Raw genomic sequence first — 16210 nt, 5'->3', positions numbered from 1 at the left:
AACAGCGATGAGGAGCGCGCGAACCCGAGGGCTCAGTCCCCGGTCCGGCTCAGACCTGGGCAGCGGCCTGGGCGCGGAGTCCGCGGAGCAGGTGGTCCTGCTCCTCGATCAGCAGCCGACGCAGGGCCCCCGGGGCCTCGGCGTTCTCCTGCAGCCAGGCAGCGGTGCGCAGCACCAGCGGGTGCTCCTCCGGGACCTGGCCCTCCTCGAGATCCTGAGCTCCGGGGTAGAGGCCAGAGATCACGCGGGTGGCCTGTCCCTGACTCATCTGGTTCCAGACCCGCAGCAGAGACTCGAAATAGGCCTCTGTCTGCGCGGCGATGAGTGAGGCCGTGGCGGGATCTGCGGCGATGCCGAAGCCCTCCACGGTGGCGGTGAGGTGATCGTTGGAGAGCTCGCGCCCGTCCTCATCGGTCCCGCCAAGGGCCTGTTCGAATGCGTCGGCCTTCACTCGGCGGTCGGGTCGTGCGGCCGCGGCCAGCCGGTGCGCGATGCGCGCCCGGGCGGTGGTCTTCGCGGTGAGCTCCGCGTCCAGCTGCCCCATGTCGACGCGGCCATGCGCGGCCAGCGCCTGCAGGAACGCCCAGCGCAGCTCCTCGTCGATGCGCAGGCCGGAGATGCCGAAGTCTTCGCCCGAACCGTCGAGCAGCGCCTCGAGCAGGTCCAGCTGCGAGCCCTCCCGACGCGAGAGGACCGCCAGGGTTCGTGCGATGGCGCGCTGATGGTCTCCGTCGGTGCGAGTCAGCTCCCCGGCCAGCCTGCCAGCGAGGTCCTGTTGCAGCGCACCGCGCTGGGCCGGTGGCGTGAAGCGCTCCAGCGCCGTGAGCGACTGCCGCAGCAGCCCCTGGACGACGACGATCTCCTCGATGCCCAGACCCATGGTCTGCACGGCCTGCAGGAAGCGGCGGGAGCTGAGCTCGCCGTCGCGCACCATGGACCACAGGGCCGCCCAGACGGTGGCCCGGGCCAACGGGTCCGCCACCGGGTAGCTCAGCACCGCAGCCAGTGATTCAGCGTCGAGGCTGATCTTGGCGTAGGTCAGGTCACCCTCGTTGGGCAGCAGCAGCCGGGGCTGATCTCGGGGCACGCTCAGCGCGGGAACCGGGGTCAGTCCGCCTGCGGCGGCAGGGTCCAGGAAGACCTCCTCGGCGGCGTGCAGTCTCAGCGTGCCTGTGGCGGTGTCCAGGACGTGGACACCCACCCGGATGCGGTGCGGGCGCGCCACAGGCTCCCCGGTGGCCGGGTCCGTGCCCTGCTGACGGACCACGACGGTGCCGCCGGAGGGGTCTTCAGCCGAGTCGCCGAGCTCCGCGGAGAGCACCGGCACGCCGGCGGTCTGCAGCCAGGCCTGCGCCCAGCTGTCCATATTGGCTCCGGTGACCTCCTCCAGGACTGCGAGGAAGTCCGCCAGGGTGGCATTGCCGAAGGCATGCCGGGCGAAGTAACGCTGGGCTGCCTCACGGAAGGACTCGCGACCGGCGTAGGCAGCCAGCTGCTTGAGCACCGAGGCGCCCTTGGCGTAGGTGATCCCGTCGAAGTTCTGATCGGCCGCTTCGAGGTCGGGAATGTCCGCCACGATCGGATGCGTGGTCGGCAGCTGATCCTGCACATAGGCCCAGGCCTTGCGCCCGTTGGCGAAGGAGATCCAGGAGGTCGTCCAGTCCGTGGCCTCGTCGACCGCGAGGGATCCCATGTAGTCCGCGAAGGACTCCTTGAGCCACAGGTCGTCCCACCAGTGCATGGTCACCAGGTCGCCGAACCACATATGCGCCATCTCATGCATCAGGGTGTTCGCGCGGGTCTCGTACTGTGCGTCGGTGGCTGCAGTGTCGAAGACATACTTCTCGGTGAAGGTGACGAGACCGGGGTTCTCCATCGCACCGAGGTTGTACTCCGGCACGAAGACCTGGTCGTACTTCCCCCACGGGTAGGCGTAGCCGAACTCCTGGTGGAAGAAGTCCAACCCGCGCCGGGTCAGCTCCAGCAGCTCCTCGGCGTCGAAGTGCTCCGCGAGCGAGGCGCGGCAGAGCACCCCGAGCTCGACCTCCAGCGACTCACCGCCGGGGAGCCCGGCGACGTCGCCAGACCCACCGTGGCGACTGTAGTGCCCCGCGACGCGGTGGTACGGACCCGCCAACAGGGCCGTGATGTAGGACGACATCCGAGGAGTCTTCTCGAAGGTCACGCAGACCGGCGGCTCAGCCAGGACGCCACCCTGGGGGTCCGGCGTGCCAGCGTCGAGCACCTCGCGGGCGATCTCCGCTCCGTTGGACCGCAGCTGCCAGACGTGCGGGCCGATGATCGAGAAGCTGAACTGCGCCTTGAGGTCGGGCTGCTCGAAGACCGGGAAGACCCGCCGGGAATCGGCAGGTTCGTACTGGGTGTACAGGTACACCTGGTCGTCGGCCGGATCCACGAACCGGTGCAGACCTTCACCCGAGCGCGAATACCGCGCGGTGGAGAAGATCTCCACCACGTTGCCCGCACGGAGCTCCGGCAGCAGGATCCGGGCCGGACCCACATGGGTCGGGGTCTCCAGCGCCACCCCGTTGAGCACCACTGACTCGACCGAGTCCCCGAGGTGATCCAGGAAGGTCGAGGCACCCGGCTCGGAGGCCTCGAAGTGGATCCTGGTGTGCACGGGGTAAGTCACCGCATCGGCGGCCCCGGCAGCACGCAGATCCACCTCGACCTCATAGTCCTGGACCGTGAGGAGGGCACTGCGCCGGGCAGCCTCCTCGCGGGTCAGGTTCTCTTCATCGGCACGGGGGAACGCAAGCTCGGAATCCATCCTGCTATTCAAGCAGAAGCCCGCGCGGGCTTCCGATTCACCTCTTCCGCGACTGCATCAGCTTCTCGTCCACCGGGCCGTCAGGGGAGGCCCGCAGTGCCCGGTAGTACTCCATGGACTCGTCCTGGCGCCGCTGCTCGGCGCCCGAGGTGATCTCCATGCGGACATGTTCGGGGGAGTAGCCGAAGGAGTCCACGATGTCCTGGGCGTGTGGGCGCAGGCGCTCGAGCAGCCGGTTCACGTAGGGGGTCAGCGTGCGCGCCCGCTGGGAGGAGATCCGTCCGTTGAGCAGATACCAGTCCAGGGTGTCCTCGATGCGGGTCAGCGCGTACAGGTCGCGCAGCCAGGTCATGATCTGCTTGGTGCCCGGATCGCTCACCCGCTCCAGGGCCTCGGTGAAGGATTCCCAGAGCAACAGGTCCGCATGGGCCTTCGCGGCGTTGATGATCTCGAACTGGTGCTCGTTGAAGATCGCCGCCTGCTTGGCGGCGGGCAGCTTCGAGGCCGACCGCAGCTCGCCGGCCACATCGATGACCATCTGCCGGGAGCGTTCGGTGAGCAGCTCACGCTGCACCTCGGGCTGCTTGAACCAGTTGGCGCTGCGCCGTTCATCGCCGGTGTCCTGGACTGACTGCACGGCGCGGCGCAGACCGAAGCGGTTCATCACCGTGGACTGTGCCTGATTGGCCACGTAGCGGGAGAGCACACCGAAGTCGGCGTCCTTGAACTCTGCGGCATAGTCGCTGAGCAGCCGCTTGGCGACCAGCTGGAGCAGCACGTTGTTGTCGCCTTCGAAGGTGACGTAGACGTCGAGGTCGGCGCGCAGCGAGACCAGCCGGTTCTCGGAGATGAAGCCCGCCCCGCCACAGGCCTCGCGGGCCTCCTGCAGCGTGTCCAGCGCGTGCCAGGTGGTCACGGACTTGATCGCGGCGGCGAGGGTCTCCAGCTCCTGGCGGTTCTCGTCAGAAGCATCCTTGCCGGAGAAGACGTCATCGAGCTTGGTCAGCAGGTTCTCGTGGGCGAAGTTCGCCGCGAAGGTGGTGGCCAGGCGCGGCAGCAGGCGACGCTGATGGAGCTGATAGTCCAGCAGCACCTCTTCCTCGATCGTGGAGGAGGCGTTGAACTGGCGGCGCTGGTTGCCGTAGGTGATCGCACCGATGAGAGCCAGCTTCGAAGCCGCCACCGAGGCGCCGGTGAGTGAGACGCGCCCCTGCACCAGGGTGCCGAGCATCGTGAAGAAGCGACGACCGGGGGAGTCGATCGGCGAGCTGTAGGTGCCGTCAGCGGCGACGTCGCCATAGCGGTTGAGCAGGTTGGTCCGTGGCACTCGGATGTTGTCAAAGCTGAAGCAGCCGTTATCCACCCCGTTGAGGCCGCCCTTCTGGCCCTCATCGGTGATGGTGATGCCTGCCAGCGGCTTGCCGTCCTCGCCCCGGATGTTGGTGTAGAGGCAGTGCACGCCGTGGTTGACCCCATTGGTGATCAGCTGGGCGAAGACGACGGCGTCCTTGGCGTCATTCGCGGCATTGCCGAGGTAACGCTTGGTGGCGGCGGGGAAGGGAGTGTTGAGGATGAACTCCTCGGTGGACGGGTCATAGGTCGCGGTGGTGCCGATGGAGGCGACGTCGGAGCCGTGGCCGAACTCGGTCATCGCGAAGGCGCCCGGAGCCCGGAGGTCCATGGTGGCGGGAAGGAACCGGCGGTGATGGTCCTCGGATCCCAGGTGCATCACGGCGGCGGCGAAGAGGCCCCACTGCACGCCGGCCTTGATCTGCAGCGAGGGATCCGCGGTGACGAGCTCCTCGAAGGCGGCGATGTTCGCCCCGTGGGCGTCGGAGCCGCCGAACTCCTTCGGGAACGCCCGGTGCACCGCGCCGTCCTCGGCAAGCAGGTGCATCTGCTTGAAGACGCGCTCGCGGTGATCCTCCTTGGACATTCCCTCGACCTTGTGGAAGGCCTCGTTCTTGAGCAGCTCCCGGGCGTGGCGACGAGTGTCGGCCCAATGCCCGAGCAGCACGTCCTCCATCACCTTCTTGTCCACGCGGACTTCGGTGTCGGCGGCGTCGATGGGGTCGGTGACCGTGGGGTGGGACATGGAGTCTCCTCAGAGCTGGGATGAGCGGGCGGGCCACTCGAATGATCAGTGATCCTGCACACAAAATAGTCTATGATACTGACCAGTAACAAATGCAAGACCTGCCGATCCGGCCCCACCAGGCCGCGACCCGTCGGGACCTGCAACCCCCAGACCAGGAGTGAGTTCCATGAGTGCACAGAACGTCCGCGACGCCGTCATCATCGGCGGAAACCGCATCCCCTTCGCCCGGGCCCACAGCGCCTACGCCACCGCCGGAAACCAAGACATGCTGACCTCGACGCTGAACGGGCTGGTGGCGCGGTTCGGCCTCCAGGGCCAGCAGCTGGGCACCGTTGCAGCAGGTGCGGTGATGAAGCACTCCAAGAACTTCAACCTGACCCGCGAATCGGTGCTGGGCACCCCGCTGGACCCGAAGACTCCGGCCTTCGACGTGCAGATGGCCTGTGCCACCGGCATGGAGGCCATCGGCTCGCTGGCGAACAAGATCAAGCTCGGGCAGATCGATTCCGCAATCGGAGGTGGCGTGGACTCGATCTCGGACGCCCCGATCGTGGTGACCGATGAGCTGCGCGGCATCCTGATGGAGGCCAATCGTGCCAAGACCCTGAGCCAGCGGCTCAAGGCGCTGTCCAAGATCCGTCCAGCCCACCTTGCTCCGCAGGCCCCCGGCGTCAACGAGCCCCGCACCGGACTCTCCATGGGCGAGCATATGGCGATCACCGCCCACGCCTGGGGCATCACCCGAGCGGAGCAGGACGAGCTCGCGCTGGCCAGCCACAAGAACCTGGCCGCCGCCTACGACCGAGGATTCTTCGACGACCTGGTCACCCCCTTCAAGGGACTGAACCGGGACAACAACATGCGCGCCGACTCCACGCTGGAGAGGCTGGGCAAGCTCTCCCCGGCCTTCGGCCGTGACCTGGGGGAGGAGGCCACCATGACGGCGGCCAACTCCACCGCACTGACCGACGGCGCCTCCGCAGTCCTGCTCGGCTCCGAGGAGTGGGCCGACGCGCACGACCTGCCGAAGCTGGCGAACTTCATCGACTACGAAGAGGGTGCCGTGGACTTCGTGGACGGCGCCGAGGGCCTGCTGATGGCGCCCGCCTACGCCGCAGCCCGCATGCTCAAGCGCAACAACCTCCGCTTCGAGGACTTCGAATATCTCGAGATCCACGAGGCCTTCGCCTCCACCGTGCTGGCCCAGATCAAGGCCTGGGAGTCCGAGGAGTTCTGCAAGAACAAGCTCGGGCTGGACTCCGCACTGGGCACGATCGACCGGAGCCGGCTCAACGTCAACGGCTCCTCGCTGGCGGCAGGGCACCCCTTCGCTGCCACCGGTGGACGGATCGTCGCCTCACTCGCCAAGGAGCTCCACGGCAAGCCGGGCAAGCTCGGATTCATCTCGGTGTGCGCCGCCGGCGGCCAGGGCATCACCGCGATCATCGAAGGACGGTGAACCCACCCATGCCCAAAGACCTCTACACCGACTTCGCCAACACCGGCTTCGGCCGGACGCTGACCAAGAATCTCGGTCTTCCCCAGCCCGCCCGGCTCCGGCGCCATCGCCCCGGCCAGCCTCTGGCCCGGGGACCGGTGGTCGTGCTCGGCACCACAGAGGCCTCCGCGGCGCTCGCGGAACGCATGCTGGGCTGGGGTCTTGATGTGCGGCGCCATATCGGACCCAAGGAGAAGGTGGCCGCCGTCGTCGCCTGCTTCGACTCTGTCTCGACTCCTGCCCAGCTCAGCGAGGTGGTCCTGGAACTGGGGTCGCTGCTCAAGCAGCTGATGCCCTCCGGTCGCGTCATCACCGTCTTCCGCGACCCGACGGGCACTCACGATCCTGCCGTGCGCGCTGCGCGGTCAGCGGTGCAGGGCCTCACCCGCTCCACCGCCCATGAGATGCGCGCCGGCGGCACCGCCAACGGGATCGTGCTGGCGGATTCGCTGGACGCCTCGGCTCCCGGTGCTGCGGGAGCCCTGCGCTTCCTGCTCTCCGGACGCTCGGCCTTCGTCTCCGGGCAGTTCATCTCGGTGGACACCGTCAACGGTGCGCTGCCCCAGGACTGGGACCGCCCGCTGCGCGACCAGGTTGCCGTGGTGACCGGGGCGGCCCGTGGCATCGGCGCCTCCATCGCTCGCGTGCTGCGCCGCGACGGCGCTTCCGTGATCCTGGTGGACATCCCCGCCGCAGGTGAGCAGCTGGCGGCGGTGGCCAATGAGGTCTCCGGCACGGCCCTGCAGCTGGACATCACGACACAGGACGCGGGGGAGCGGATCCTCGCCCATGCCACCCAGCACTATGGTCGGCTCGACATCGTGGTGCACAACGCAGGCATCACGCGCGACAAGCTGCTCGCCAACATGGATGATGCGCGCTGGAACTCGGTCATCGCCGTCAACATCGAGTCGCAGCTGCGCATGAACCGCGCCTTCCTGGCTTCGGAGCTGTTCAACTCCGATGCCCACGGAGGCTCCGGGATGGGTCCGCGCATCGTCTCGCTGGCCTCGACCTCCGGGATCGCCGGCAATCGCGGGCAGACCAACTACGCGGCCTCCAAGGCCGGTGTCATGGGAATGGTCGCGGCCACCTCCGCGCAGATGGCCTCTCGGCACGGCACGATCAATGCGGTGGCTCCCGGCTTCATCGAGACCGAGATGACGGCGAAGATCCCCTTCGCGACCCGCGAGGTCGCGCGGCGGCTGAATTCACTCAACCAGGGCGGCCTGCCGGTGGACGTGGCGGAGACCATCTCGTTCCTCGCCTCGCCCCAGGCCGGCGGCACCTCCGGGCTGACCCTGCGGGTCTGTGGCCAGAACCTCGTGGGGGCCTGAGCCATGGCCGTCCGCATCGAGATGCCCCAGCTGCGCACGCTCTACGGCCAGGCGGTGCTGGGGGCAGCGCGCGCCAAGCTTCCCGGGCTGCGCTCCACGCCGCCCACGAGCCAGCTGCCGCAGGCGTCGCTTTTGGCCCGCCACCCTGGAGTCAGTCTGGAGCAGGCGGAACGCTACCGCAGGCTCTTCTCAGGAGAACCCTTCGACGGCGCACATCGCACCGCGCTGCCCTCGGTGCTGGTGCACATCATCGGCTTCCCGGTCCAGATGGCGCTGATGAGCCGTGAGGACTTTCCGCTGCCGCTGATGGGACTGGTGCACCTGGCCAACCGGGTCGAGCATCTTCGGCCGATCAGGCTCGCCCAGCCGGTGCAGGTGCTGGTCAGTGCCGAGAACCTGCGTGCGCATCGCCGGGGCACCCAGGTCGACATCCGGGTCCTGGTCCTGGAGGACTCCGCAGACCCGGAGAATCTCGACGAGAGCGCCGTGCTGTGGCGCGGAGTCTCCACCTACCTGAGCCGGGGCATCGAACTCGGCGAACAGACGCCGCCGGACGCCGCGGAGACCGTGCGGAAAGAGTTCATCCCTCCGGTGAAGACGGCCTCATGGCGCCTGGGTGCGGGGGCCGGCAGGTCCTACGCCGCCGTCTCGGGGGACTACAACCCGATCCACGTCTCGAACCTCGCGGCGAAGGCGCTGGGCATGCCCTCGGCGATTCTCCATGGCATGTACTCGGCAGGACGGATGCTCGAAGGACGCGAGCCTGAGGGTGCCGGTCACAGCTGGTCCATCGACTTCGCCGCGCCCGTCGCACTGCCCGCCACGGTCGCGTTCGCCGTGGAGCATGTCGACGCCTCGCAGCTGAGATTCACGGGGTGGAATCCGCGGAAGTCGCGCCTGCACTTCAGCGCCGAGCTTCAGCTGGGCTGAGCAGGACGGGCCGAGCTGCCCTGGCTGGAGCCGATCCGGTGGGGCTGACCCCGTGGGGGCTGTCCCGGGCCGGGACGTGTCCCGCCCGGCGGATACGATGGGGCTATGGCGACGCAACGGGCAGGAACATCACGCAGCGGCTCGGGCCGGGGTGCGAAGACGGCCGAAGGGTCGGACTTCCGCACCCTCGAGCCCGCGCCGCTGATCCTGCTCAAGGGCGGCGAGGACTACCTCGCCAGCCGTGCCGTGGACCGGGTCAAGCGTGCGCTCCGCCAGGAGCATCCCGACCTCGAATTCACCCGCATGGACGTCTCCGCCGCGTCACCGGGAGAGCTGGCCACGATCGCCTCTCCCTCGCTCTTCGGAGAACCCCGACTCATCCTGGCCGAGGACCTCTCCGCCATGAATGACACCTTCCTGGCCGACGCGCTCGCCTACCTCGAGGAGGACACCGCCGATGTCACACTCATGATGCGTCACAGCGGGGGCAACCGGGGCAAGAAGCTGCTCGACGCGCTGAGTCGACGGGCCGTCGTCGTCGACTGTGCCGGGGCGAAGAACGATCACGAGAAGCTCGACTTCGTGCGCCGGGAATTCCGTTCCGCGGGCCGCGAGATCCACGCCGACGCCGCCCGGGCGCTGGTCGCCGCGGCCGGGTCCACGCTCTCGGACCTCGGCGGCGCCTGCAAGCAGCTCATGGCTGATGTCTCCGGGGACATCACCGAGGACCATGTGGACCGGTACCACGGGGGCCGGGTGGAGGCTACCGCCTTCAAGGTCGCCGACGCAGCCTTCGAGGGTCGGCAGGAGGCCGCGACGCGGCTCTACCGGCACGCGATCGCCACCGGTGTCTCGCCCATCGCGGTCACCGCCGCACTGGCGCGCAAAGGGCGGCATATCGCTGCCCTCGTGGACCATCGGGGGAGCCCCGCCTCTCTGGCCTCCTCCCTGGGCGCCGCGCCCTGGCAGCTCGCCCAGGTGGCAGAGACGGCTCGCCGGTGGCATCCGCAGCGCGCAGCCGAGGCCATCGAGGCGGTGGCCCGTGCCGACGCCGAGGCCAAGGGTGCCTCCCGCACACCCGAATACGCCGTGGAACGGGCCATCACGGCCATCGCCTCGGCGGTCGGACGCTGAACCGACGCTGCGCCTGCTCGGTGGCCCGACTCCTGCTTCTCTGCTAGCATCTATAGGCAGTGTCTGGGGTTCGAAAGAGCCCCAAAGCCCTGCGGCAGTAAGTCCCGCGCAGTCCTGAGCCCTCTACCTCAATGGACTGTGCAATCGCCATGGCAACCCCACGCCACCAGAGTCTGTCTGCTGCCGGACAACAGGGATAGCCCTCACGACCAGTGAACTCAGACAGAAAGACTACTCGTGGCCAACATCAAATCTCAGAAGAAGCGCATTCTCACGAACGAGAAGGCGCGCCAGCGCAACCAGGGCGTCAAGTCCCAGCTGCGGACTGCCATCAAGAAGGTGCGCAACGCTGTCGCCGCCGGTGACAAGGACGCAGCGATCGTCGCCAACCGCGAGGCCGCCCGCAAGCTCGACAAGGCCGTCTCCAAGGGTGTGCTGCACAAGAACAACGCCGCCAACCGCAAGTCCGGTCTGGCCGCCAAGGTCAACGCTCTGTAGAAGCTGACGCACTAGTTCGCCCGCTCTCTCGAGCGAGCACACGGGGGCCCTGCGCGCTGCGCGGGGCCCCCGTTCTTGTACGACCTTCCGCCACGCGCAGGTCATGATCGACGATAATCATGGAACAATGAACTGCCAGGTGCAGCACAATGCCCGGCGTCTCGACCAGCAAAGGACTCCCACCACCGTGTCTCCGAAGGCCGCCAGCACGCAGGTGCCCGCCGCAACTGATCCCAGTGCGATCCGGAATTTCTGCATCATCGCGCATATCGACCACGGCAAGTCCACGCTCGCGGATCGCATGCTGCAGCTGACCGGCGTCGTGCAGTCCCGGGACATGAAGGCCCAGTACCTCGACCGGATGGACATCGAACGCGACCGCGGCATCACGATCAAGTCGCAGGCGGTCCGGATGCCGTGGGACTTCGACGGGAAGAGCTACGCCTTCCACATGATCGACACCCCCGGGCACGTGGACTTCGCCTATGAGGTCTCCCGCTCGCTGGCAGCCTGCGAGGGCGCTCTGCTGCTGGTCGACGCCGCTCAGGGCATCGAGGCGCAGACGCTGGCCAACCTCTACCTCGCCATGGAGCACGACCTGACGATCATTCCGGTGCTCAACAAGATCGACCTGCCCTCCGCCCAGCCGGACAAATACGCAGAGGAGCTCGCGTACCTGATCGGCTGCGAGCCCGAGGACGTGCTGCGTGTCTCCGGCAAGACCGGCGACGGCGTGGAGGAGCTGCTGGACCGCATCGTCGCGCAGGTCCCCGCCCCCGAGGGCGACGCCGACGCTCCCGCCCGCGCCATGATCTTCGACTCCGTCTATGACACCTACCGCGGCGTGGTCACCTTCGTGCGCGTGGTGGACGGCAGGCTCTCGCACCGAGAGAAGATCAAGATGATGTCCACCGGCGCCACCCATGAGCTGCTCGAGATCGGAGTGTCCTCCCCGGAGCCCGAGGCCACCAAGGGGCTCGGCGTCGGCGAGGTCGGCTACCTGATCACCGGTGTCAAGGACGTCCGGCTCTCCAAGGTCGGGGACACCGTCACCTCGCAGAACCGCCCCGCTGACGAGATCATCGGCGGCTATGACGATCCGTCCCCGATGGTCTTCTCCGGGCTCTTCCCGCTCGACGGATCAGACTTCCCGGTGCTGCGCGAGGCGCTGGAGAAGCTGCAGCTCAACGACGCCGCCCTGAACTTCGAGCCCGAGACCTCCACCGCGCTGGGCTTCGGCTTCCGTGTGGGCTTCCTCGGGCTGCTGCACCTGGAGATCACCCGAGAGCGGCTGGAGAGCGAGTACAACCTCGATCTGATCTCCACCGCACCCAACGTGATCTACGAGGTCACCGCCGAAGACGGAGAAGTCCACCGGGTCACGAATCCCTCCGAGTTCCCCGAGGGCAAGGTCCTCGAGATCCGCGAACCCATCGTGGATGCGACCGTGATCGTCCCGGCCGAGTTCATCGGACCCGTCATGGAGCTCTGCCAGTCCCGGCGCGGCTCGATGGAAGGCATGGACTACCTCTCCGAGGAACGCGTGGAGATCCGCTACCGGATGCCCCTGGCAGAGATCGTGTTCGACTTCTTCGACCAGCTCAAGTCACGCACCAAGGGCTATGCCTCGCTGAACTGGCAGGGCACCGGGCAGCAGCCGGCCGATCTGGTGAAGGTCGACATCCTGCTGCAGGGCGACCAGGTCGACGCGTTCTCCGCGATCACCCACCGCGATTCCGCCTACGCCTATGGGGTGAAGATGGCGTCGCGACTGAAGGACCTGATCCCGCGGCAGCAGTTTGAGGTGCCGATCCAGGCCGCGATCGGATCCCGCATCATCGCCCGTGAGAACATTCGCGCGATCCGCAAGGATGTGCTCTCCAAGTGCTACGGCGGCGACATCAGCCGCAAGCGCAAGCTGCTGGAGAAGCAGAAGGAGGGCAAGAAGCGCATGAAGATGGTCGGCACCGTGGAGGTCCCGCAGGAGGCGTTCATCGCCGCACTCTCCTCCGACGAGGAGGCCGGCAAGGAGAAGGCTGGGAAGAAGTAGGCTTGCCCTCCACCCTTCCTCTCGGCGACCCGGTCCCTGCTGATGGCAGCTTCCCGACGGCGGTGCAGCAGGCGCTCCCGTCCCGGGCTGAGGTGCCCTTCGGCCTCTACGTCCACATCCCCTTCTGCAGCGTGCGCTGCGGCTATTGCGACTTCAACACCTACACCGCCGAAGACCTCGGCCCCGGCGCCTCACAGCTGTCCTATCCGGACACGCTGATCTCCGAGCTGGTCTTCGCCCGCGGCGTGCTGGACTCCATGGAGGCGCCCGAGCGGGCGCTGTCCACGGTGTTCTTCGGCGGCGGCACACCGACTCTGCTGCCTCCCGAGGAGCTTGCCCGCATCCTGACCCGGGCACGCGAACTCTTCGGCTTCATGCCCGAGGCTGAAATCACCACCGAGGCGAATCCCGACACGATCACCGAAGAGACCGCCCACATCCTGGCCCAGGCAGGGTTCACCCGGCTGAGCCTCGGCATGCAGTCGGCGGTGCCCGAGGTGCTCAAGACGCTGGACCGGACACACGACCCGGCCAACGTCGAGCGCGCGGTCAAGGCTGCGCGAGCCGCAGGTCTGCAGGTCAGCCTCGACCTCATCTCCGGGACACCCGGGGAGAGCCTCGAGGACTGGCGCAGCAGCCTCGAACACGCGGTCGCGCTGCGGCCGGATCACATCTCCGCCTATTCGCTGATCATCGAAGAGGGCACGGCCATGGCGGCGAAGATCCGTCGGGGCGTGCTGGCGGACATCGACTCTGATGACCAGGCCGACAAGTACCTGCTCACCGAGGAGGTCCTCGGTGCAGCCGGCTTCGACTGGTACGAGGTCTCCAACTTCTCCACGAGCAGGGCGACCCGGTCAGCGCACAACCTGAACTACTGGGTGGACTCCGACTGGTGGGGCGCCGGCCCAGGGTCGCATTCACACATGGCGGGGCTCCGCTGGTGGAACGTCAAGCACCCCGCGGCCTACGCGCAGCGCCTGAGCAGCGGGACGACTCCGGGCCACGGACGTGAAGAGCTCCAGGACGAGGACAAGGTCCTCGAACACCTGATGCTGCGGCTGAGGCTGGCCGACGGACTGGACATCGCGGAGTACAACGAGCTGCCAGAGCTGGCGCGCACCCAGGGCGAGCAGATTACCCCCGCCACCATGGACTCCCTGGTCCAGGACGGACTGATCAGCGCTCAGGCGGCTGCGCCGACGGCCGATCACCGTGAGGGCCGGGCAGTGCTGACCCTGCGCGGGAGGCTGCTGGCGGACGCGGTGACGCGACGCCTCGCCCCTGAGTGAGAGCCACCGAGCGGCTCGGTGAGTGAGCGCCTCAGTGGATGAGGCGCAGGTTCATCGGGTAGCGGTACGGCCGTCCCTTGTTGCACTGGATCCCGGCCACCAGGCCGGAGAGCGTCATGTAGACCCACAGCAGCACGGCGATGATGCCGAAGACCCAGCCGATGGCGGGGATCAGCGCCAGGATGTAGCAGGCGAGCATCACTGCGGTCACCGGGAGGGTGAAGTTCAGCGCCTCCTTGGACTCCTGGGCGGTGAACGGACCCCGGTCGCGGTAGACCAGGTAGATCGCCAGGGCCGGGAAGCAGCCGATGAGCGCGCCGAAGTGGGCCAGTGTGGCCCAGCGGCGGTCCTCGGCAGGGGTCAGGGGAGGTGCTGCGGCAGCAGAGCCCTTCAGGCGCTCGGAGGAATCCGATCTGGCGTACTGCCTCGATCGGTCGCCCTGGGGTTCCTGGTTATGCGCCACTTCACCTCCGTGATTCAGGTGTCAGACTCTCGTACACCTACATGCTTCAGGTGTGAATTCTAGCGAATCTCCCTGGATGGACACTGGCCTCGGGCTGCGTGTCGGAGTCTCATTGGACACAACGGCTCGTGCTCAGTCCTCCACTGTGACGAAGTCGATGAGCTCCTCGACCCGCCCCAGCAGCGAAGGTTCCAGATCGGCGTAGCTGGTGACCTGACCGAGAATCCGTTTCCATCCCTGGGCGATGTCACGCTGCTGGGCATGTGGCCAGCCCAGCGCCTTGAGCGTGCCGACCTTGATGTCCTCGCTGCGCGGGATGTCGGGCCAGCGCTGCAGACCGAGCAGGTGCGGCTTCACCGCCTGCCAGACATCCACATAGGGGTGTCCGAGCACCAGCAGGTTTCCTCTGGCCCCCGAGGCCTGCATCGCCTCCCGGGCGATCCGTGTCTCTTTTGACCCCGGAACGAGATGGTCCAGCAGCACGCCCACCCGGCGTCGCGGGCCGGGCTGAAACTCACGGACCGCCGCGAGCAGGTCATCGGCGCCGTGCAGCGGCTCCACGACGATACCCTCGATCCGCAGGTCCTCGCCCCACACCTTCTCGACCAGCTCCGCGTCGTGGGTGCCTTCGACCCAGATGCGTGAGGCCCGGGCCACGCGTGCCCGCACATCTGCCACCGCCACGGAGCCTGACGCGGTGCGCGTGGGCACGGGGGCCGCGGCGCGCGGCGTCGGGGGAGTCAGCTCGACCGGCTGGCCCTCATAGAGGAAGCCGTACCCCAGGGGGAAGGAGCGGATCTTTCCCCTGCGGTCCTCCAGGCTCACCACGCGCACGCCGCCGGAAGCCTCGACGGAAACCACTGCGCCGACCCAGCCTGACTCGACCTCCTCGATCACCGTGCCAGGGTCCGCTGGGAGCGGCTGGACCGTGATCTGCTGCGAAGCGCGCAGGCTCGAGAGGTCCTGCGCGCCCCACCCAGGTGAGGAGGAGGAACGTCTGCCGGGGAAGTGAGATGCGCTCATGGTCACCCATTGTAGAATTAGCACTTGTACTCATCGAGTGCCAGAGGTTCAGGAGGCCCGAGCAGCATGTCAGACACCCGCCGTCTGCAGGTCCTGCGTGCCATCGTCGAGGACTACGTCCAGACCCGGGAGCCGGTGGGCTCCCGCGCGCTGGTGGAGCGCCATGACCTGGAGGTGTCCCCCGCCACGATCCGCAACGACATGGCCCACCTCGAAGAGGAGGGTCTCATCGCGGCCCCGCACACCTCGGCCGGGAGGATCCCTACCGATCTGGGCTACCGCCGGTTCGTGGACAAGATCACCGAGGTGCGACCCCTCTCGGCGGCAGAGCGCCGGGCGATGGACACCCTGGTCGAGTCCGCCGACGATCATGACTCGATGCTGGAACAGACCGTGCGTCTGCTGGCCATGCTCACCAATCAGGTGGCCGTGATCCAGCATCCACAGCGCTCCACCGCGACTATCCGGCACATCGACGTCGTCTCCATGTCCCCGCACAAGGCGCTCACCGTCGTGATCCTCTCCTCGGGCAAGGTGGAGCAGCGCATGGTCACACTCGCGGATGCGATCGGTGACGACTCGCTGCACCGGCTGGGCCAGGTGCTCTCGAACGAACTCTTCAACCGCCGGATCTCCACGCTTCCGCTGCCTGTGGATACCCTGATCAGCCGCGTGGAGCCGGTGCTGCGTCCCTCGATGGCGGTGATCGCGCAAGCGGTGGAGACCATCCTGGAGTCGGGCCGCGTAGATCGCATCATCATGGCCGGGACTGCTAACCTCGCCAGGTCGGGCCGCGACCTCGGGCCCTCCATCGGTCCCATCCTTGAAGCGCTTGAGGAACAAGTCGTGCTGCTTCGGTTGTTGACCGAGATGGAGCAGGACCGGCGAGGCCTCTCGATCCGGATCGGTCACGAGACGAGTCACGACTCGCTGGTCGAGACCGCCGTCGTCGCTGCCGAGTACGGCACCCATGCAGGTGCCGAGGGCGCCAAGCTCGGCGTCGTCGGTCCTACCCGCATGGACTACGGCTCCACAATGTCCGCAGTGCGCGCCATGGCGCGCTACCTGTCCCGAATTCTTTCCGAAGGGTGAACGT

General features: G+C 67.5%; 12 protein-coding genes. 8 read left to right on the top strand and 4 right to left on the bottom strand.

Annotated features, from left to right (window positions below; translation table 11 throughout):
* Positions 1 to 49 precede the first annotated feature (49 nt).
* The gene (pepN, locus tag H4W26_RS02810; RefSeq protein WP_192590646.1) at positions 50 to 2791 is read right to left on the bottom strand and encodes an aminopeptidase N; all 2742 of its coding nucleotides are present in this window, start codon (positions 2789 to 2791) and stop codon (positions 50 to 52) included.
* A 37-nt stretch (positions 2792 to 2828) separates the two neighbouring features.
* The gene (locus H4W26_RS02805; RefSeq protein ID WP_192590645.1) at positions 2829 to 4886 is read right to left on the bottom strand and encodes an acyl-CoA dehydrogenase family protein; all 2058 of its coding nucleotides are present in this window, start codon (positions 4884 to 4886) and stop codon (positions 2829 to 2831) included.
* A 169-nt stretch (positions 4887 to 5055) separates the two neighbouring features.
* On the opposite strand from H4W26_RS02805, the gene H4W26_RS02800 reads away from it, so the two are divergent.
* The 7 genes from H4W26_RS02800 to hemW all read left to right on the top strand — a co-directional run bounded on the left by H4W26_RS02800 (position 5056) and on the right by hemW (position 13628).
* Positions 5056 to 6348 carry an acetyl-CoA C-acetyltransferase gene (locus H4W26_RS02800; protein ID WP_192590644.1) on the top strand — a complete coding sequence of 431 codons (1293 nt, stop codon included), beginning with the start codon at positions 5056 to 5058 and terminating at the stop codon, positions 6346 to 6348.
* Positions 6349 to 6356: 8 nt separating this feature from the next.
* Entirely contained in the window at positions 6357 to 7724 is a 1368-nt protein-coding gene (locus tag H4W26_RS02795; RefSeq protein ID WP_192590643.1) for a 3-oxoacyl-ACP reductase, read from the top strand.
* 3 nt (positions 7725 to 7727) lie between these two features.
* Entirely contained in the window at positions 7728 to 8654 is a 927-nt protein-coding gene (locus H4W26_RS02790) for a MaoC/PaaZ C-terminal domain-containing protein (protein WP_192590642.1), read from the top strand.
* Between the two features lie 105 nt (positions 8655 to 8759).
* The gene (gene holA, locus H4W26_RS02785; protein WP_192590641.1) at positions 8760 to 9788 is read left to right on the top strand and encodes a DNA polymerase III subunit delta; all 1029 of its coding nucleotides are present in this window, start codon (positions 8760 to 8762) and stop codon (positions 9786 to 9788) included.
* 237 nt (positions 9789 to 10025) lie between these two features.
* Complete coding sequence (gene rpsT / locus H4W26_RS02780) at positions 10026 to 10286, top strand: 30S ribosomal protein S20 (RefSeq protein ID WP_192590640.1); 261 nt, start codon at positions 10026 to 10028, stop codon at positions 10284 to 10286.
* A 187-nt stretch (positions 10287 to 10473) separates the two neighbouring features.
* Positions 10474 to 12336 (top strand): translation elongation factor 4, encoded by a 1863-nt coding sequence (gene lepA / locus H4W26_RS02775; protein ID WP_192590639.1) that lies wholly within the window; start codon positions 10474 to 10476, stop codon positions 12334 to 12336.
* A gap of 2 nt (positions 12337 to 12338) precedes the next feature.
* Positions 12339 to 13628: a radical SAM family heme chaperone HemW gene (gene hemW / locus H4W26_RS02770; protein WP_192590638.1), complete on the top strand. Its 1290-nt coding sequence runs from the start codon at positions 12339 to 12341 to the stop codon at positions 13626 to 13628.
* A gap of 31 nt (positions 13629 to 13659) precedes the next feature.
* On the opposite strand, the gene H4W26_RS02765 is transcribed toward hemW, so the two are convergent.
* Together H4W26_RS02765 and H4W26_RS02760 are read right to left on the bottom strand one after the other, a co-directional pair.
* Positions 13660 to 14091, bottom strand: coding sequence for a DUF4870 domain-containing protein (locus H4W26_RS02765; protein ID WP_192590637.1), 432 nt, complete (start codon positions 14089 to 14091; stop codon positions 13660 to 13662).
* 132 nt (positions 14092 to 14223) lie between these two features.
* The gene (locus H4W26_RS02760) at positions 14224 to 15114 is read right to left on the bottom strand and encodes a DUF3097 domain-containing protein (protein WP_192590636.1); all 891 of its coding nucleotides are present in this window, start codon (positions 15112 to 15114) and stop codon (positions 14224 to 14226) included.
* A 66-nt stretch (positions 15115 to 15180) separates the two neighbouring features.
* Between H4W26_RS02760 and hrcA the strand changes: the two genes are divergently transcribed.
* Positions 15181 to 16206: a heat-inducible transcriptional repressor HrcA gene (hrcA, locus tag H4W26_RS02755; RefSeq protein ID WP_192590635.1), complete on the top strand. Its 1026-nt coding sequence runs from the start codon at positions 15181 to 15183 to the stop codon at positions 16204 to 16206.
* Positions 16207 to 16210: the final 4 nt, after the last annotated feature.

Origin of the sequence: Nesterenkonia halotolerans, from assembly GCF_014874065.1 — a bacterium.
Classification (GTDB): domain Bacteria; phylum Actinomycetota; class Actinomycetes; order Actinomycetales; family Micrococcaceae; genus Nesterenkonia; species Nesterenkonia halotolerans.
Note: the sequence above shows the minus strand (reverse complement) of the source record. Positions and strands in the feature narration are given on the sequence as shown.